We start from the raw sequence: 14,862 nt of genomic DNA on the forward strand, positions 1-14,862 counted from the left end.
TCCCGTTACTTGTGCTGGGATTGGTTGTCTTTGTCCTTGACGGATTCACCGGTGGTGGAGGACTTCTTCTCGTCCTCACCCAGGCGACCGGGCTCCCCGGTCTCGTCCTCGAACTCCTCGTCCTTCTTGTCCTCGTCCTTGATCGCCTTCTTGAAGCCCTTGATGGCCCCGCCCAGGTCACCGCCGAGGTTTTTCAGGCGCTTGGTGCCGAACAGCAGCAACACGATTACCAGAACAATCAGCAACTGCCAGATACTAATACCGCCAAAACCCATAACTTTCTCCTGATAATCACTTTGCAACCGGGCCAGGTGTTCCGGTGCGGGTTTTTGTGGTGGGCGGCGCCATCGCCGCCCCTTTGCTTATTCTATTCCCTGCGCATCCAGATGGGTTGTCCCGGTTATGGCTGCGCGCCCCGTGCGGCCTTCTCCTCCAGCCCCGAGAGGCCGAACCGCCGCGCGAGCTCGCGCAGCACATCCCGGGAATCCGCGCCCAGGTGCGACAGCATCACCAGGGAATGGAACCACAGGTCGGCAGTCTCGGCGATCATTGCCTCACGATCGCCGCCATGCTCCGCATCCTTGGCGGCCAGGATCACCTCGGTGGCTTCCTCACCCACCTTTTCCAGGATCTTGTTCAGGCCCTTCGCGTGCAGGCTGGCCACGTAGGAACTGCCGGCATCGGCGTCCTGTTTGCGGCTTTCCAGTACGGCGTCCAGTTCTTGCAGCAGGTCACTCATGGTCGCTCACTTGTAAATACTTTCCGGTTGCTTGATCACCGGTTCACGCGTTTGCCACTCGCCATTATCGAGCACGCGGTAAAAACAGCTGGTGCGGCCGGTGTGACAGGCGATGCCACCCTGCTGCTCCACCACCAGCAACACCGTGTCGCCATCGCAGTCGAGCCGGATTTCGCGCACGGCCTGCACATGGCCGGAGGACTCGCCCTTGCGCCACAGTTTACCGCGCGAGCGTGACCAGTAGACGGCACGCCCCTCGTCGATGGTGAGCTGCAGGGATTCACGATTCATCCACGCCATCATCAGTACGCGGCCACTCTTGAAATCCTGGGCAATGGCCGGCACCAGGCCGTCGCCGTTCCAGCTGACCTGGTCGAGTATCCCGCTGTCGCCGATTTCGCTCAAGGTACCTTCCTGTCTTTACCGTTCTATTGTAGGTCTGCGCACTGGTCCCCTCAGGGCCACAAAAGTAGCACTGCGGCACCCAGGGCCAGCGCCCAGCCCGCCGGCGGCAACTGGGCCGCCAGTTGCGGCGCCGCCAGGGCGGCGGCACCGGCCGCCAGCACCACGCCGGCCACCCGGCGCAGGTAGCTGCGGCGCCCGCGGCGGCGGGTCTGCGCCAGTTCATCGCCGATCGACTCGAGCCGTGGCGCCACCTCGCGGGACTGCTCCAGCGCGGAGTAGAACAGCTGCGGCAGCTGCGGGAATTTCTCCAGCCACTCGGGCCCGTAGCGCTGCACCTCGCGCCAGATGGTGCGCGGGTGGACCCGGTCGCGCATCCAGCCCTCGAGGAATGGATGGGCAGTCTTCCACAGATCCAGTTCCGGATAAAGCTGCCGGCCCAGGCCCTCGATATTGAGCAGGGTCTTCTGCAGCAGCACCAGTTGCGGCTGCACTGTCATGTCAAAACGACGCGCGGTCTGGAACAGGCTGATCAGCACCCGGGCGAAGGAAATCTCCCCCAGGGGTTTTTCGAAAATCGGCTCGCACACGGCGCGGATCGCCGCCTCGAAGGTATTGATGGGGGTATCGGCGCGCACCCAGCCGCTCTGCACATGCAGCTCCGCCACCATGCGATAGTCGCGCCTGAACATGGCCAGCAGGTTGCGGGCCAGGTAGTACTGGTCCTCGCGGCTGAGGCTGCCCACGATCGCGGTGTCGATGGCGATGTACTGGGGCTTTTCCGGCTTCTGCCGCGAGACGAAGATATTGCCCGGGTGCATGTCGGCGTGGAAGAAGTTGTGCTCGAACACCTGCTTGAAGAAGATCTCCACGCCGCGCTCGGCCAGCAGCGGCATATTGGTGCCCTGGGCGCGCAGCTGCTGCAGGTCGGTCACCGGGATACCGTCGATGCGCTCCAGTACCAGCACCTTCTCGCGGGTATAGTCCCAGTGAACCTCGGGTACGTAGAGCAGCGGCGAGTGGGCGAAGTTACGCTTGAGCTGGGTGGCATTGGCGCCCTCGCGCACCAGGTCCAGCTCGCCCTCGATGGTGTGGCGGTAGTCGTCCACCACCTCCACCGGGCGCAGGCGGCGCCCCTCCGGGCCGAGCCTGCGCACCCAGCCGGCGATTACGCGCAGCAGGCGCAGGTCCTGCTCGATCACGTTCTCGATCCCGGGGCGCAACACTTTCACTACCACCGCGGCGCCGGGCTTGCCGTCGCGATCGAACAGGCGCGCGCCGTGCACCTGGGCCACCGAGGCGGAGGCCAGCGGCTGCCGCTCGAACTCGGCGAACAGGTCGTCGACCTTCGCCTCCAGCTGCTCCTCGATCAGGGCGACGCACTGGTCCACCGGGTAGGGCGCGACGTTGTCCTGCAGGTGGTCGAGCTCCTCCACCATATCCGGCGGCAACAGGTCGGGCCGCGTGGATAGCAGCTGGCCGAACTTGACGAAAATCGGCCCCAGCTGCTCCAGCGCCCGGCGCAGGCGCTCGCCGCGGGCGGCCTTCGGTGCCGGCAGCAGCGCCAGTGGCGACCACAGCACCCGCAGCCACAGGGGCCGGCGCTCGGCCGGCAGCAGGGTATCCAGGCGGTAGCGGACGAAAACCCGCGCGATGGTAAAACTGCGCTTCAACGGCACGGTCAGTCGTCCCCCCGCGGAGCCAGTTTTTCCTTCAGCAGCGCCACCCGTGCCTCCAGCCGGTCGGTTGCCAGCGCCAGCTCGGCCACATCCTCGACGAACGCCTCGAACTGCGCCCGCGGCGGGGTCAGGCGCCATTCCTCGCTCACCGCCTCGGCGGCGGCCTGGGGAGCCTGCTCGATGCTGTCGCGCAGCCACTGGCCGGCAGTGCGCAGGGCCTCGCCGATGGTGTGGGCCGGGACGTCCCCCAGCAGCCGCGCCAGCGGCGCCTCCCAGTCGATATCCAGGTCCTGCAGGATGGATTGCAGTTCCGCCAGCAGCGCACTGGAGCCGGTCACCGTCACGCCCAGGCCCGCCGGGGTGGCGTCTTCGTCGCGCAGCAGGCGCAACATGGCGATGGCGGAGCCGCGCAGGCGGGTGGAGATTTCGCCGTCCCAGTAGTGGCGCACGCTGACCTGGTCGCCCTCGATACACAGCACCAGCGGCAGCGGCGGCACGGTGATATCCAGGGCCAGGGCGCGACCGTCGAGCTGCGCAAGGCGCGCGCGGGTGCCCGGGTCGTAGCGCAGGGCGGCGTTGATGGCAGTTTCCAGCGCGGCATCAAAGCCAGCGCGCAATGTGGGGTCAGTCATAGTCCGTATCGGGCAGCGAAAACCCATGCGAGGGTGCCGATGCCCGCAGCTGTTGTCCTTACTGTCGCCGGGAGGGGCCGCTGGCGCCGCGAGTGCGCGCAGCGGCAGGGTCCTCGCCGGCAAGCCTACAGGGATGTATCCACGGAATGCCTCAGGGCTTGATGCCCTTGTGCAGGGCGACGATACCCCCGGTCATGTTGTGGTACTCGCAGTCGACGAAGCCGGCGTCGGCCATCATCTGCTTGAGGGTTTCCTGGTCCGGGTGCATGCGGATGCTCTCCGCCAGGTAGCGGTAGCTGTCGGCGTCGTTGGCCACCAGCTTGCCCATGAACGGTAGCAGGCGGAAGGAGTACTGGTCGTAGACCTTCTCCAGCAGCTTCGACTCCGGCTTGGAGAACTCCAGCACCAGCAGGCGCCCGCCGGGCTTCAGCACGCGCAGCATGGAGCGCAGCGCCAGGTCCTTGTCGGTTACGTTGCGCAGGCCGAAAGCGATGGTGATGCAGTCGAAGGTGTTGTCGGGGAACGGCAGGTACTGGGCGTCGGCCTGCACCGCCTCCACATTGCCGGCAATGCCCCGGTCCAGCAGGCGGTCGCGGCCCACGCGGAGCATGGACTCGTTGATATCCGCCAGCACCACGGTGCCCTCGGGACCGACGATACGGGAAAAACGCGCCGTCAGGTCGCCGGTGCCGCCGGCGATATCCAGGATCGTCTGGCCCGCGCGGGCGGCGGACATCTCGATGGTGAGGCGCTTCCACAGCCGGTGCACGCCGCCGGACATCAGGTCGTTCATGACGTCGTAGCGCGCCGCCACCGAGTGGAACACGTCGGCCACACGGCCGGCCTTCTCGTCCACCGGGACTTCCTGGTAACCGAAGTGGGTGGTCTTGCGATCCTTCATCTTCTGCCTGCTAAGCCAAACTATGGCGGCATTGTACATTGGCGCGGCCGCGACGGCACCGCCGCTGGCTAAACTTGTGCCTGGGGAATCGGCGACGGGACACAGCCATGGGCTACAAGCTGGACCAAAAAAAGCCGTTGCCGGAGGCCCTGCGCAAGGTGGCCCATGCCGAGGTGGCCGCCGCGCAGGCGGCCCTGCAGGAACTCCCGGCCGAGGAGGCCGTGCACGAGGTGCGCAAGCACTGCAAGAAACTGCGCGCGCTGCTGCGGTTAGTGCGCAACGATACCGACAGCCTCTACCGCTACGAGAACGCCCACTACCGCACCCTGGCCAATGCGCTGTCGGGCAGCCGCGATGCCATATCCATGCGCGACATATTCCTGAAAATTGCACCCGCCGGGGAATTCGACGAAGTGCGCGATTTCCTCGACCGGCGCGCCTACCAGCATGCCGACCCGGACGCTATCGCCGAAGCCGGAGAAATGCTGCAACAGGGCGGCGCGCGGATTGATGACTGGCCTGTGGACAAACTGGCCTGGAAGCACGCCAGGCGCGGCTACCGCGATTACTACCAGCGCGCCCGCAAGGCCATGGACCAGGCCTTCGCCGAGGAGAGCGCCGCAACCTTCCACGATTTCCGCAAGCGGGTGAAGGACCACTGGTACCACACCCGCCTGCTGGAAAAGAAATACAAACAGCTGGCCCCGCGGCGCAAGCCACTTACGGCTCTTTCCCGGGCGCTGGGGGACTGGCGCGACCTGCACCTGCTGTGCAGCCTGCTGGCGCCACGCAGCGGCGAGTTCTCCGGCGAGCTGATCCCGCTGCTTGACCTGGCCAATCACCGCATGGGGGTATTGCGCCGGGAGATAGACGCGCTCGCCGGCGAGTTGTTCACGGGGAAGAAGCCGACCCTGTAATCCTGGCCTGCCCCTCACCAGGCCCTGATCCGCCCCCATCAACTGGCCCCGGCGCCCTGTCGGGCATCCGGACCTGCCGTTCCTGTCGCCCCGGCGAAACTCCATCCCAAGAGAGGCACTTTTTGGCATACTCTGTGGCACAAATCACGCCAAAGAGAAGAACAACGTCATGCTGGAGTGGCTGAACACGCATATCGCTTATTGGCACTGGCTGGTACTGGGCCTGCTGCTGGTGACCGCGGAGACCTTTGTCTCCGGGTTTGTCCTGTTCTGGTTCGGACTGGCCGCCCTGCTGATGGGGGTACTCACCCTGGCAGTGGATATGCCCTTTACCCTGCAACTGATCCTGTGGGCATTCGCCTCGATCGCGCTGGTGGTGATCTGGGTCAAGAGCATCAAGCCCCGCTGGAAAGACCGCACCACCGCCGGCATGGCCTATGAGGCCCTGGTGGGGCAGGTGGGCCTGGTGCTGGAACCCAACACTGGCACGGGACGCGGCCGGCTGAAATTCCCCGCGCCGATCCTGGGGGAGGACGAATGGATCTTTATCTGTACCGAGGAAGTTGCCATTGGCGACCGCGTGCGGGTGACCGATATTTCCGGTAATGCGCTGATGGTCACCCGCCACTGAGCGCGCTGCCCTGTCGAGAACAACCAATACCAACAACAAACATCGATTAATTTTTTATACCCCGGGGAGGGAAACAGGAAGTGGAAGGTTTATATGTAGTACTGGCGCTGGTGGCACTGGTGGTCATCACCATCGCCAAGGGCGTGCGAATCGTGCCGCAGGGTTCCAAGCACATCGTGCAGCGGCTGGGTAAATACCACCGCACGCTCACACCCGGTATGAACGTGGTCATCCCCTATGTCGACCAGGTGCCCTACAAGGTCACCACCAAGGACATCGTGCTGGATATTCCCTCGCAGGAAGTAATCACCCAGGACAACGCCACCATCATTGCCAACGCCGTGGCCTATATCAATATCGTCTCGCCGGAGAAGGCGGTGTACGGGGTGGAGGACTACGAGATTGCCATCCAGAACCTGGTGCAGACCGCACTGCGCTCCATTATCGGTGAGATGTCCCTGGACTCGGCGCTTTCCTCCCGCGACCTGATCAAGGCCAAGCTCAAGGAAGGTATCTCTGACGATATCGCCGACTGGGGCATTAACCTCAAGACCGTCGAGATCCAGGACATCAACCCGTCCCAGACCATGCAGACCGCCATGGAAGAGCAGGCCGCCGCCGAACGCCAGCGCCGCGCCACCGTCACCCGCGCCGAAGGCGAGAAGCAGGCCGCCATTCTGGAAGCCGACGGCCGCCTGGAAGCCTCCAAGCGCGACGCCAAGGCCCAGGTAGTCCTGGCCGACGCCAGCCGCGAGGCCATCGAGCGCGTCTCCTCCGCCATCGGCGAACAGGAAATGCCGGTGATGTACCTGCTGGGTGAACGGTATATCAGCGCGCTATCGGAGCTTTCCCAGTCCGACAATGCGAAGAATGTGATTTTGCCGGCGGATTTGCCGCAGGCGGTTAAAGGGTTGTTGAACCGATAACAGTGGAGGCGCCCGGCGCCAATAATGCGCCGGGCGAGCAATGTCCCGCAGCCGGGATCAAGTGATGCCGCTTCTATAACCGACGATATATAGACGCGTCTTGATATTTCTGGTCGAGTAACTTTGATCTTTATATAAGCTATTGATTTAAAAGGGTTCTATTCGATTCAATCGACCAGACGCTGTTGCCGGATGCAGAGATATAGAGACGCGTCCTTTGAATAAACTGTTATGCATCTCAAGCCATTGTGGTAAGAAATGAAAAAGGAATTTATTAAAAAATCTGGGAGCTATGCGCTAATTCCACTTGGAGTTGGCGCCGGGCAATATATTGGTGATCTCGTTGGTGGAGAGCAAAGCAGTACCGTTACCTACATTGCCATACTTTCGGTACTTGCGAGTATTGTTACTTTCCTGATTCTGATGGTACTTCTCCCTTGGTGGGAGTCAAAGAAAGGAAATCTTGGGAAATCGAAGCCAGTGCCAGTTTACTGGTCTCCTGTCCTGTGGGTACCTCTGGCCTTTGTGGCAATATTTGTAGTACATCGTGTCGTCAATGCATAACAATCAGCGGCAGAGCGACAGCCAACGCTACGCACCTTTTGTGTTACTCGCTCGCGCTAAAACATTAACACAAAATGCGCTCCGCGCTGGCTGCGCCTGCGCTGGGCGTTAAGTTTAAGGATTACCATGCTAGAAATCCGTCCAAATTGTGAATGCTGTGATAAGGATTTGCCACCGGATTCAGTCGAGGCAATGATCTGCACTTACGAATGTACATTTTGCAGGCAATGTGTAGATGAGGTTTTGGAAAATGTCTGCCCTAATTGCGGGGGAGGTTTTTCGCCGCGACCTGTTAGGCCTAAAGTTGCAAGACGGGCAGGGTTAAGCATTGAGCACCAACCCCCATCGAAAAAAAGGGTCAATACCAAGTACAGCACAAATGAGTTGAAAGAATTTTCAGCTACAGCAAAGCATATTGCACCAGAAGACAGATGATAAAAATAACCTCACATAACAAGGCGATCCAGTTAGGACCTACCAGCGTACGACACTTCGCTGGACATTAACTTTAGGGGGAAGGGTGACCTCAGGGCTTTATACTGGAAAAATTGACCATAAAGACTCACCTGGCGAGTATCGTCAGGCAGTTTTTCGATACGTTAGAGATTTGATTGGTGCCCGGGGTAGATCGCCAGAGAGCTTTGCCGAATTTTGTGGCGAATGGGTTTGTGACCAAGTCCAGGGTGAAGGGCAGTCCACTAGTGGAACTAGTGTATCCGAAATAACAATTGAGCCAAGTGGTGAAGCGCCTTCAAAAGCATTGGATTCAAGCTGGGAATGTCCACGCGATAAATGGGAATTAAAAGAAAACGGATGTTTAGCTCAGTGGCACTATGTTGAACCTATGCCAGAGTTTGGTATTAACCATCCAGGCTACCAAGAAGAGTGGCTGCACGCTCTGTTCATCTCCGATGATGAATTTGTGACCTTCAACGGTGATGCGAGCCTGGTTATGAAATATAAGCGAAAAAATAAGAAAACCTGACAATGCCATGTATGCGGAGATTGCATGATGACGGACGTCTGCACTAGGAAAGTATGAACGAAATCAATAGAAACTTTTCCTGGAATAATGATTACTCTGAAGACTCCTTCGTAGCCATCTTTCACGAGAACCAGACGTGGGATGATGACGAGTACTATAAACTGGAAAATTACCTCTACAAGGAGTGTGAACTTCACTCAGGCCAAAGTGTTATTCCACGAGAGGTGGTCTGGCCTGCAATGCGGATTTATAGTTATTTGTCGCAGTCCATTGGCTGTCACTTTGATAAGGATGATGGATTTGAAATAAAGAACATTAACCGGGATCAGTTATATCAACGGCGCGAGCGCTTACAATTAATATTCGAGGGCTTTTTTAAGGGTCAAATGCCAAATAAAGAGCACCTTGGTTACTAGCTGTCCAGGCCACTACTAAAAAGTCAAAGCACTCCGACATGACAAAGTTGGCATTTTTCCCCAAAAAGCCGCCAACTTCAACAACCCGGCATTCAAGCCGTTACATTTTAGAGGAAATATGGAGCAAGTTTTTAGGTATCAGAGAGAGGATTGGGAGAAGTTCCAATCGTTCCTGGAGAAAGACCTCTGCAGGTCGACAAAGATGTGGCACGAGAGGCCTTGGTTTAATGTCACCTTGTGGTTCATCATTGCGCTGGTTTTCTTGACATTTTTTCAGGATGGTAGTGAATTTAGCTGGCCTACCGCTGGAATCGTTGGCTTTTTCTTCATATTGATATTTACACAGGTCATTCTTGCGGGACTTAAGCTTAAAAAGCTATGTGCTCCCTCAGAGGAAGGTATGTTTATCGGTGAGCATCGATTTAAATTTGATGAGGAGGGAATTCATAGCCAGGGTAAAGGCTATAGTGCCACTCACAACTGGAGCGTGGTAAAACGAGCCGTAAAAACAGATGGGGCAATCTATTTATTCCTGGATAATGCCTATGCGTATATATTTCCACTTTCTCAACTTGAAGACCCTGGGAAATTCTATGACTACGTTGACTCCAAAATAAATGCAACAAGTTTATCCAGCTAACGTCCAAACCCACATGCCTTTTGTGTATCAATATTGACCCCAAGTAAAGTTCTGGCACTTAACCCATTCGCAGAATAGAACCTCCAATAGCCGCACAGCTCCCGCTGGCAGTGCGGGTGCTGCCCAGGTCGCAGAGACCCGGTCATTCAAACCTATCCCAGTAAGGCGGATCGCCGAAATAGCCGTCCATGAACTCCACGAAGCTGCGGACCTTGCTTGCCAGCAGTTGCCGGTGGGCGTACACGGCATAGAGTGCCATTGGCTCCGGCTCGTGCTGCGGCAGGATGATGCGCAGCTTCCCCTCCTGAATCGCCGAGCCGGCAATGAACGTGGGCTGCAGGACGATGCCGGCACCGGCAATGGCGGCTTGCATCAGTACATCGCCGTTGTTGCTGACCAGGTGGCTTCCGGCACTGCGCAGCCCGCGATACACGGCCTCGTCGGCATCCGCCTCCATGTAGCTGTAGCGCAGGTAACGGTGGTCCCGGAGTGCCTCCGGTCGCGCAGGTGTGCCGTGCTGTTCCAGGTAGCCCGGAGAGGCGCACATGACCAGTCGAACCGGCGCAATCTGCCTGGCGATCAGGGAGGAGCTTTTCAGGTGGCCAATGCGCAGCGCGATATCAAAGCCTTCCTCGACGATATCCACCTTGCGGTCGTTCAGCTGCAGGTCGATGTCCACGGCGGTGTGGGCTGCCTGGAAATCGGTCAGCAGTGGCGCCAGGTGGCGGATGGCGAAGGAAACCGGGGCGCTGATACGCAGCAGGCCGCGCGCCTGGGTCTGCAGGTCACCCAGCTGGTTTTCCATCTCCTCGATGTCGTTCACTACCTGCTGGGCGCGCTGGTGGTAGCTGGCGCCCGCTTCGGTCAGGTGGATCCTGCGGGTGGTGCGGTTCAGCAGGCGCACGCCGAGGTGCTGCTCCAGCTGGGACACGTACTTGCTCACCAGCTGCGGGGACATCTCCAGCCGGTCGGCGGCGCGGGTGAAGGTGCCCTCGTTCACCACGGTGACGAAGGCCCGCATGGCATCGATACGGTCCATGGGTTTATCCCCCCTTGTGCGTTTTCGTGATTATCAATATTGCATTGATAATAAAGCAACACTGGCCATCTTAGTCTGCTGTTATGGCGATAGTAGAGTGCACACATCAACCGGGGCAGGGGCTCCGGGACCAAGCAACCAGAGCAAGACTTGAGGTGACCATCATGAGCAATCAATTCGCACAGACCCTGTTTCAATCCAACGCCGGTTTCGCTGCCCTGGTGCTACGGGTGCCAGTGGGGCTGGTCCTGGCGGCTCACGGCGCACAGAAGCTGTTCGGCTGGTTTGGGGGCTACGGCCTCGAGGGCACCGGCCAGTGGATGGCGAGCATCGGCCTGGAGCCGGGCTACCTGATGGCGCTGATGGCCGGCGGTGCCGAATTCTTCGGCGGCCTGGCCCTGGCCCTGGGCCTGCTGACCCGGCCGGCCGCGCTGCTGAGCGCCATTACCATGCTGGTGGCAATCTTCGCGGTGCATATCGGCAATGGCCTGTTTATGTCCAACAATGGCTACGAGTACGCCCTTACCCTACTGGTGGTGAGTGTGGCACTGGCCATTCAGGGCGGCGGGCGCCTCTCCCTCGATAACCTGCTGCTGGACCGCCTCAGTGGCGCCGGGCACAACCAGCCGGCTACCGCACAGGCGACCGCGGCCTGATCACAGCATCACTCACAGGTTTGAGAGAGTGAGTTCGATAGGGCACTTCCCGGCTGTGGGGAGTGCCCCGCTCGATGAACATAGGTGCCCCGCATGCAGACGATTAACGGAGAAGCGACCATGACCACAGATAGTAATGTGCTGTTTATCTCCCATGGCGGTGGGCCGCTGCCACTGCTGGGAGACCCGGCGCACCGGGAGCTGGTGGAGCGGCTCACCGAAATTAGCGGCAGGCTGAGAAGGCCATCGGCAATCCTGGTGATCAGCGCCCATTGGGAGCAGTCGGTGCCGACAATCACCGCCGGGGCCAGGCCGCCACTGATCTACGACTACCATGGCTTTCCTGAGGAAGCCTACGATATCCAGTATCCCTGCCCGGGTGAGCCCGCGCTGGCCGGGCAGGTACACCAGGCGCTGAAACAGGCGGGCATCCCGGCGCGGCTCGACCAGCAGCGCGGCTTCGACCACGGCCTGTTCGTGCCGCTGAAGCTGATGTACCCGGAAGCGGATATCCCGTGCGTGCAGTTGTCCCTGGTCAACAGCCTGGATGCTGGTGAGCACCTGGCCATCGGCCGCGCCCTGCGGGCGCTGGACTACGATAACCTGCTGGTGGTCGGCTCCGGTTTCTCGTTCCACAACATGCAGGCGTTCTTCGCGCCCGACAATCCGGAGATCCAGGTCCGCAACCTGGCTTTCGAGGACTGGCTGCATGAGACCTGCACCGATCCCACCATACCGGAATCCCGGCGTACCGAGCGCCTGCTCCACTGGGAGCGCGCGCCCCATGCCCGCTTCTGCCATCCCCGGGAAGAGCACCTGCTGCCGCTGCATGTGTGTTACGGACTTACGGGCAGGGCCAGTGACAGCTATCTCCCGGCAACAATCCTCGGCAAGAAGTCAGGCATGTTCCACTGGGGAAGCAGATTGTCCATTTAGTGAGTGGCGGTATCGGGTGACGATCTCACGCTGGGAGATGGGGGAGGTTCCAGGCGGCGAAATTCAGTTCGCAGTCCTGCCGGCCACTGGGGCTGGAAGTGGTGATATCGGGTGGGGAAAGATCGTGGCGTTCGGGCTGGGCGTGCCGCACAAGCCGAGGTGGACCAATTCCGGGGTGAGCGGGGCAGGCGCTGGTCCCGCGCCTTACCCCGACCTGGCGAGCCGGCTTAGCAATTGCCTTTCTTGGCCTGGCCCGGCGGGCAGTGCTTCTGGTGTCCACCGACGACGCCGGGGATCCTTACCTTGGCGGGTTCCAGTTTCACGCCCGGGCCAATGATTTCACATCCATTGAGAAAGACTGCTGCGCAAAGAATAGCGGCGATTTTGAGTTTCATTGAAATACCCTGGTCAATAAGTTTGGCGGTTATTTTACTGGCCGGCGTCGCTGGCGGTCTAATCATCCCTCCTGTTTTTTATTAGATTTGAGGGCTGTTTCGCACTGCAGGTTTTTCGAACCTGGGGCTGATCACAGGAATGAACGCAGCTGCCATAAGCGGGTCAGAACAGGGTTTCGGGAAATATGGCCAGAATGGGTGCTCCGCAGTTTCTTCATGCTGCAAACCGGGTATTAAAAGCCCGGCGTCATCCTACTTTTTGGGAAAGAGCGGGGCGGATTTTTTGTGAACCTGCACAGGCTTTTATCAGTCCCCGGTGAAAACTTTAAGCATCTATCGATGCAGCTTCGGGTAGTCGAACAGCTCGACGCTGCCACAGGATCCAGTCAGTTCGCACCAGCGCGTAATGCCCAGGCGCATATGCAGCACAGCGGCAGTGGGAAACTTGGCCAGCCGTTCGCCGGTAAGATAGCACCCCAGGCTTTCGAGCCCCGGGTTGTGCGCGACTACCATCAAGTGATGCCAGCGGTCGCCCTGCCGCTGCAGCTGATGCAGCAGTGTCTGGTAGCTGCATGCGTATAGTGCCGGCCGCACCACAATCTGATCCGGGTCCAGCTCCAGCGCATCGGCGACAGCCCGGGCCGTGGTAAGTGCCCGGGCCGCGCCACTGGTTAGCAACAGGTCCGGCACCAGGCCGAAATCCCGCACTCGCTGTGCCATGGCCGGGAGGTCACGTTCACCGCGTGCGTTGAGGGGGCGGTCGAAATCGTCCAGGCGGGTATCGTCCCAGCTGGATTTGGCGTGCCGTATCAACGTCAGCTTTTTCATGGGCGGGCCCGGGTCGCGTACTGTCATCGCAGTATTGGCCGAACATCCGGGAAAGACCACTGCGTGAGAAACCACTGATGGCAGCGAGGGTGACTTTGTTTTGCTGCCGATAGGAACTTGGCCCCCGTTTACCTACAATGCCCGGCTATTCACCCATTGAGTGCCCGTCGTGACCACCCCAGATTCTGACCACCCCCGCGATTTCCAGTCCCTGTCGCTGCAGCCCGCCCTGCTAAAGAACCTCCAGGACCTGGGTTTTGCCCAGATGACCGAGATCCAGGCCGCCGCGCTGCCGGCGATCCTGGACGGCAAGGACGTCATCGGGCAGGCCAAGACCGGCTCCGGCAAGACCGTGGCGTTTGGCCTGGGCGTGCTACACAAGCTCCAGGCAGAGCGGTTCCGGGTGCAGGCGCTGGTACTATGCCCCACCCGCGAGCTGGCCGACCAGGTGGCCCAGGAGCTGCGCAAGCTGGCGCGGGCCATTCACAACATCAAGATCCTGACGCTGTGCGGCGGCATGCCGTTCGGGCCGCAGATCGGCTCCCTCAAGCACGGGGCCCACATTGTGGTGGGCACGCCCGGTCGCATCGAGGACCACCTGCGCAAGGGCAACCTGGACCTGGGCGAGGTACAGACATTGGTGCTGGACGAGGCCGACCGGATGCTCGACATGGGCTTCCAGGCGGTGCTGGACCAGATAGTCGCGGAACTGCCACGGCAGCGGCAGTCGCTGCTGTTTTCCGCCACCTACCCCCGGTCCATCGACCAGCTGGCCACCCGGGTCCTGCGCGACCCGGTGAAGGTGGAAGTGGCCACGGCCCACACCCAGGGGTCCATCGAGCAGAAGTACTACCGGGTGGAGAACAACGAGCAGCGGCCGGCGGCGCTGTACCAGCTACTGGCCAGCTTCGATGCTTCCTCCGCTGTGGTTTTCTGCAACACCAAGAAGGAAACCGACGAGGCCGCGCAGACCCTGAAGCGCGCCGGCTTCGCAGCGCTGGCGCTGCACGGGGATATGGATCAGAAAGACCGCGACCGCACCCTGGCCCTGTTTGCCAACGGCAGTGCGTCGATCCTGGTGGCCACCGATGTGGCCGCCCGGGGACTGGATATCGAGGAGCTGCCGCTAGTGGTGAACTACCACCTCTCCCGCGACCCGGAGGTGCATGTGCACCGCATCGGCCGCACCGGCCGCGCGGGACAAAAGGGCGTGGCGCTGACACTGGTCAGCAAGAAGGAAATCTATAAGGTGGAGCGGCTGGAGGAGCTCATGGGGCAGCCGATCACCCTGCAGGAAGTCCCGGACCTGCCCCGGGGGTTCGCTCCTAACAGACCCGTCATGTCCACGCTGCAGATCGACGGCGGCAAGAAACAGAAGGTGCGCCCCGGTGACGTTGTCGGTGCCCTGACCGGCGACGGCGGCATCGATGGCTCACAGATCGGCAAAATCCGCGTTTTTGACTTCTCCACCTTTGTTGCCGTGGAGCGCAAAGTGGCCAAGAAAGCACTGGCCAAGCTTGCCGACGGCAAAATAAAAGGGCGCAAGTTCCGCGCCCGAATTGTGGGCGTCTGATTT

The 14,862-nt window shown here is 60.3% G+C and carries 20 protein-coding genes; 11 read left to right on the forward strand and 9 right to left on the reverse strand.

Annotated elements, in window-relative coordinates:
* Positions 1–5: 5 nt before the first annotated feature.
* The 6 genes from tatA to ubiE all read right to left on the reverse strand — a co-directional run bounded on the left by tatA (position 6) and on the right by ubiE (position 4,353).
* Complete coding sequence (tatA, locus tag LVD10_RS04740; protein WP_232940115.1) at positions 6–275, reverse strand: twin-arginine translocase TatA/TatE family subunit; 270 nt, start codon at positions 273–275, stop codon at positions 6–8.
* Between the two features lie 125 nt (positions 276–400).
* The gene (locus LVD10_RS04745) at positions 401–739 is read right to left on the reverse strand and encodes a phosphoribosyl-ATP diphosphatase (protein ID WP_232940117.1); all 339 of its coding nucleotides are present in this window, start codon (positions 737–739) and stop codon (positions 401–403) included.
* A gap of 6 nt (positions 740–745) precedes the next feature.
* Positions 746–1,135: a phosphoribosyl-AMP cyclohydrolase gene (hisI, locus tag LVD10_RS04750; protein ID WP_237062498.1), complete on the reverse strand. Its 390-nt coding sequence runs from the start codon at positions 1,133–1,135 to the stop codon at positions 746–748.
* Between the two features lie 59 nt (positions 1,136–1,194).
* A complete protein-coding gene (gene ubiB, locus LVD10_RS04755; RefSeq protein ID WP_232940119.1) occupies positions 1,195–2,820 on the reverse strand; it encodes a ubiquinone biosynthesis regulatory protein kinase UbiB in 1,626 nt (541 codons plus the stop codon).
* A 2-nt stretch (positions 2,821–2,822) separates the two neighbouring features.
* Positions 2,823–3,452: a ubiquinone biosynthesis accessory factor UbiJ gene (locus LVD10_RS04760; protein WP_237062091.1), complete on the reverse strand. Its 630-nt coding sequence runs from the start codon at positions 3,450–3,452 to the stop codon at positions 2,823–2,825.
* Between the two features lie 151 nt (positions 3,453–3,603).
* Complete coding sequence (gene ubiE / locus LVD10_RS04765) at positions 3,604–4,353, reverse strand: bifunctional demethylmenaquinone methyltransferase/2-methoxy-6-polyprenyl-1,4-benzoquinol methylase UbiE (RefSeq protein ID WP_232940121.1); 750 nt, start codon at positions 4,351–4,353, stop codon at positions 3,604–3,606.
* 107 nt (positions 4,354–4,460) lie between these two features.
* On the opposite strand from ubiE, the gene LVD10_RS04770 reads away from it, so the two are divergent.
* The 8 genes from LVD10_RS04770 (at position 4,461) to LVD10_RS04805 (ending at position 9,432) form a co-directional block, all read left to right on the forward strand.
* Positions 4,461–5,270 carry a CHAD domain-containing protein gene (locus tag LVD10_RS04770; protein WP_237062093.1) on the forward strand — a complete coding sequence of 270 codons (810 nt, stop codon included), beginning with the start codon at positions 4,461–4,463 and terminating at the stop codon, positions 5,268–5,270.
* Positions 5,271–5,439: 169 nt separating this feature from the next.
* A complete protein-coding gene (locus LVD10_RS04775; protein ID WP_237062095.1) occupies positions 5,440–5,901 on the forward strand; it encodes an NfeD family protein in 462 nt (153 codons plus the stop codon).
* An 80-nt stretch (positions 5,902–5,981) separates the two neighbouring features.
* Complete coding sequence (locus LVD10_RS04780) at positions 5,982–6,827, forward strand: SPFH domain-containing protein (RefSeq protein ID WP_232940124.1); 846 nt, start codon at positions 5,982–5,984, stop codon at positions 6,825–6,827.
* Between the two features lie 258 nt (positions 6,828–7,085).
* A complete protein-coding gene (locus LVD10_RS04785; RefSeq protein WP_237062097.1) occupies positions 7,086–7,391 on the forward strand; it encodes a hypothetical protein in 306 nt (101 codons plus the stop codon).
* A 126-nt stretch (positions 7,392–7,517) separates the two neighbouring features.
* Entirely contained in the window at positions 7,518–7,826 is a 309-nt protein-coding gene (locus LVD10_RS04790) for a DUF1272 domain-containing protein (protein WP_232940128.1), read from the forward strand.
* An 85-nt stretch (positions 7,827–7,911) separates the two neighbouring features.
* Positions 7,912–8,376, forward strand: a complete 465-nt coding sequence (locus LVD10_RS04795) for a hypothetical protein (RefSeq protein WP_237062099.1) — start codon at positions 7,912–7,914, stop codon at positions 8,374–8,376.
* A gap of 53 nt (positions 8,377–8,429) precedes the next feature.
* Positions 8,430–8,792 carry an Imm41 family immunity protein gene (locus LVD10_RS04800; protein ID WP_232940131.1) on the forward strand — a complete coding sequence of 121 codons (363 nt, stop codon included), beginning with the start codon at positions 8,430–8,432 and terminating at the stop codon, positions 8,790–8,792.
* 118 nt (positions 8,793–8,910) lie between these two features.
* On the forward strand, positions 8,911–9,432 hold the full coding sequence (locus LVD10_RS04805; RefSeq protein WP_232940133.1) for a YcxB family protein: 522 nt from the start codon (positions 8,911–8,913) through the stop codon (positions 9,430–9,432).
* 142 nt (positions 9,433–9,574) lie between these two features.
* Here the strand turns inward: LVD10_RS04805 and LVD10_RS04810 are convergent, their stop codons facing one another.
* Entirely contained in the window at positions 9,575–10,471 is an 897-nt protein-coding gene (locus tag LVD10_RS04810) for a LysR family transcriptional regulator (protein WP_237062101.1), read from the reverse strand.
* A gap of 164 nt (positions 10,472–10,635) precedes the next feature.
* Between LVD10_RS04810 and LVD10_RS04815 the strand changes: the two genes are divergently transcribed.
* Both LVD10_RS04815 and LVD10_RS04820 read left to right on the forward strand, forming a co-directional pair.
* Positions 10,636–11,127: a DoxX family protein gene (locus LVD10_RS04815; RefSeq protein WP_237062103.1), complete on the forward strand. Its 492-nt coding sequence runs from the start codon at positions 10,636–10,638 to the stop codon at positions 11,125–11,127.
* A gap of 93 nt (positions 11,128–11,220) precedes the next feature.
* On the forward strand, positions 11,221–12,063 hold the full coding sequence (locus LVD10_RS04820; RefSeq protein ID WP_237062105.1) for a DODA-type extradiol aromatic ring-opening family dioxygenase: 843 nt from the start codon (positions 11,221–11,223) through the stop codon (positions 12,061–12,063).
* 227 nt (positions 12,064–12,290) lie between these two features.
* Here the strand turns inward: LVD10_RS04820 and LVD10_RS04825 are convergent, their stop codons facing one another.
* Together LVD10_RS04825 and LVD10_RS04830 are read right to left on the reverse strand one after the other, a co-directional pair.
* Positions 12,291–12,458, reverse strand: a complete 168-nt coding sequence (locus tag LVD10_RS04825; protein WP_232940141.1) for a hypothetical protein — start codon at positions 12,456–12,458, stop codon at positions 12,291–12,293.
* Between the two features lie 333 nt (positions 12,459–12,791).
* Positions 12,792–13,286, reverse strand: coding sequence for a SixA phosphatase family protein (locus tag LVD10_RS04830; protein ID WP_232940143.1), 495 nt, complete (start codon positions 13,284–13,286; stop codon positions 12,792–12,794).
* A gap of 169 nt (positions 13,287–13,455) precedes the next feature.
* On the opposite strand from LVD10_RS04830, the gene dbpA reads away from it, so the two are divergent.
* On the forward strand, positions 13,456–14,859 hold the full coding sequence (gene dbpA, locus LVD10_RS04835; RefSeq protein ID WP_237062107.1) for an ATP-dependent RNA helicase DbpA: 1,404 nt from the start codon (positions 13,456–13,458) through the stop codon (positions 14,857–14,859).
* The last annotated feature ends 3 nt before the right edge of the window (positions 14,860–14,862 follow it).

The sequence above is a fragment of the Microbulbifer zhoushanensis genome (genome assembly GCF_021729055.1).
Taxonomy (GTDB): Bacteria; Pseudomonadota; Gammaproteobacteria; order Pseudomonadales; family Cellvibrionaceae; genus Microbulbifer; species Microbulbifer zhoushanensis.

Bases quoted from the DNA above. Each gene is read 5' to 3' on its own strand.
- LVD10_RS04820 (WP_237062105.1), top strand. From the start codon at position 11,221: ATGCAGACGATTAACGGAGAAGCGACCATGACCACAGATAGTAATGTG.
- LVD10_RS04785 (WP_237062097.1), top strand. From the start codon at position 7,086: ATGAAAAAGGAATTTATTAAAAAATCTGGGAGCTATGCGCTAATTCCA.
- LVD10_RS04770 (WP_237062093.1), top strand. From the start codon at position 4,461: ATGGGCTACAAGCTGGACCAAAAAAAGCCGTTGCCGGAGGCCCTGCGC.
- LVD10_RS04775 (WP_237062095.1), top strand. From the start codon at position 5,440: ATGCTGGAGTGGCTGAACACGCATATCGCTTATTGGCACTGGCTGGTA.
- LVD10_RS04810 (WP_237062101.1), bottom strand. From the start codon at position 10,471: ATGGACCGTATCGATGCCATGCGGGCCTTCGTCACCGTGGTGAACGAG.
- LVD10_RS04800 (WP_232940131.1), top strand. From the start codon at position 8,430: ATGAACGAAATCAATAGAAACTTTTCCTGGAATAATGATTACTCTGAA.
- LVD10_RS04760 (WP_237062091.1), bottom strand. From the start codon at position 3,452: ATGACTGACCCCACATTGCGCGCTGGCTTTGATGCCGCGCTGGAAACT.
- LVD10_RS04745 (WP_232940117.1), bottom strand. From the start codon at position 739: ATGAGTGACCTGCTGCAAGAACTGGACGCCGTACTGGAAAGCCGCAAA.
- ubiE (WP_232940121.1), bottom strand. From the start codon at position 4,353: ATGAAGGATCGCAAGACCACCCACTTCGGTTACCAGGAAGTCCCGGTG.
- LVD10_RS04790 (WP_232940128.1), top strand. From the start codon at position 7,518: ATGCTAGAAATCCGTCCAAATTGTGAATGCTGTGATAAGGATTTGCCA.
- LVD10_RS04825 (WP_232940141.1), bottom strand. From the start codon at position 12,458: ATGAAACTCAAAATCGCCGCTATTCTTTGCGCAGCAGTCTTTCTCAAT.
- LVD10_RS04830 (WP_232940143.1), bottom strand. From the start codon at position 13,286: ATGAAAAAGCTGACGTTGATACGGCACGCCAAATCCAGCTGGGACGAT.
- LVD10_RS04815 (WP_237062103.1), top strand. From the start codon at position 10,636: ATGAGCAATCAATTCGCACAGACCCTGTTTCAATCCAACGCCGGTTTC.
- LVD10_RS04805 (WP_232940133.1), top strand. From the start codon at position 8,911: ATGGAGCAAGTTTTTAGGTATCAGAGAGAGGATTGGGAGAAGTTCCAA.
- tatA (WP_232940115.1), bottom strand. From the start codon at position 275: ATGGGTTTTGGCGGTATTAGTATCTGGCAGTTGCTGATTGTTCTGGTA.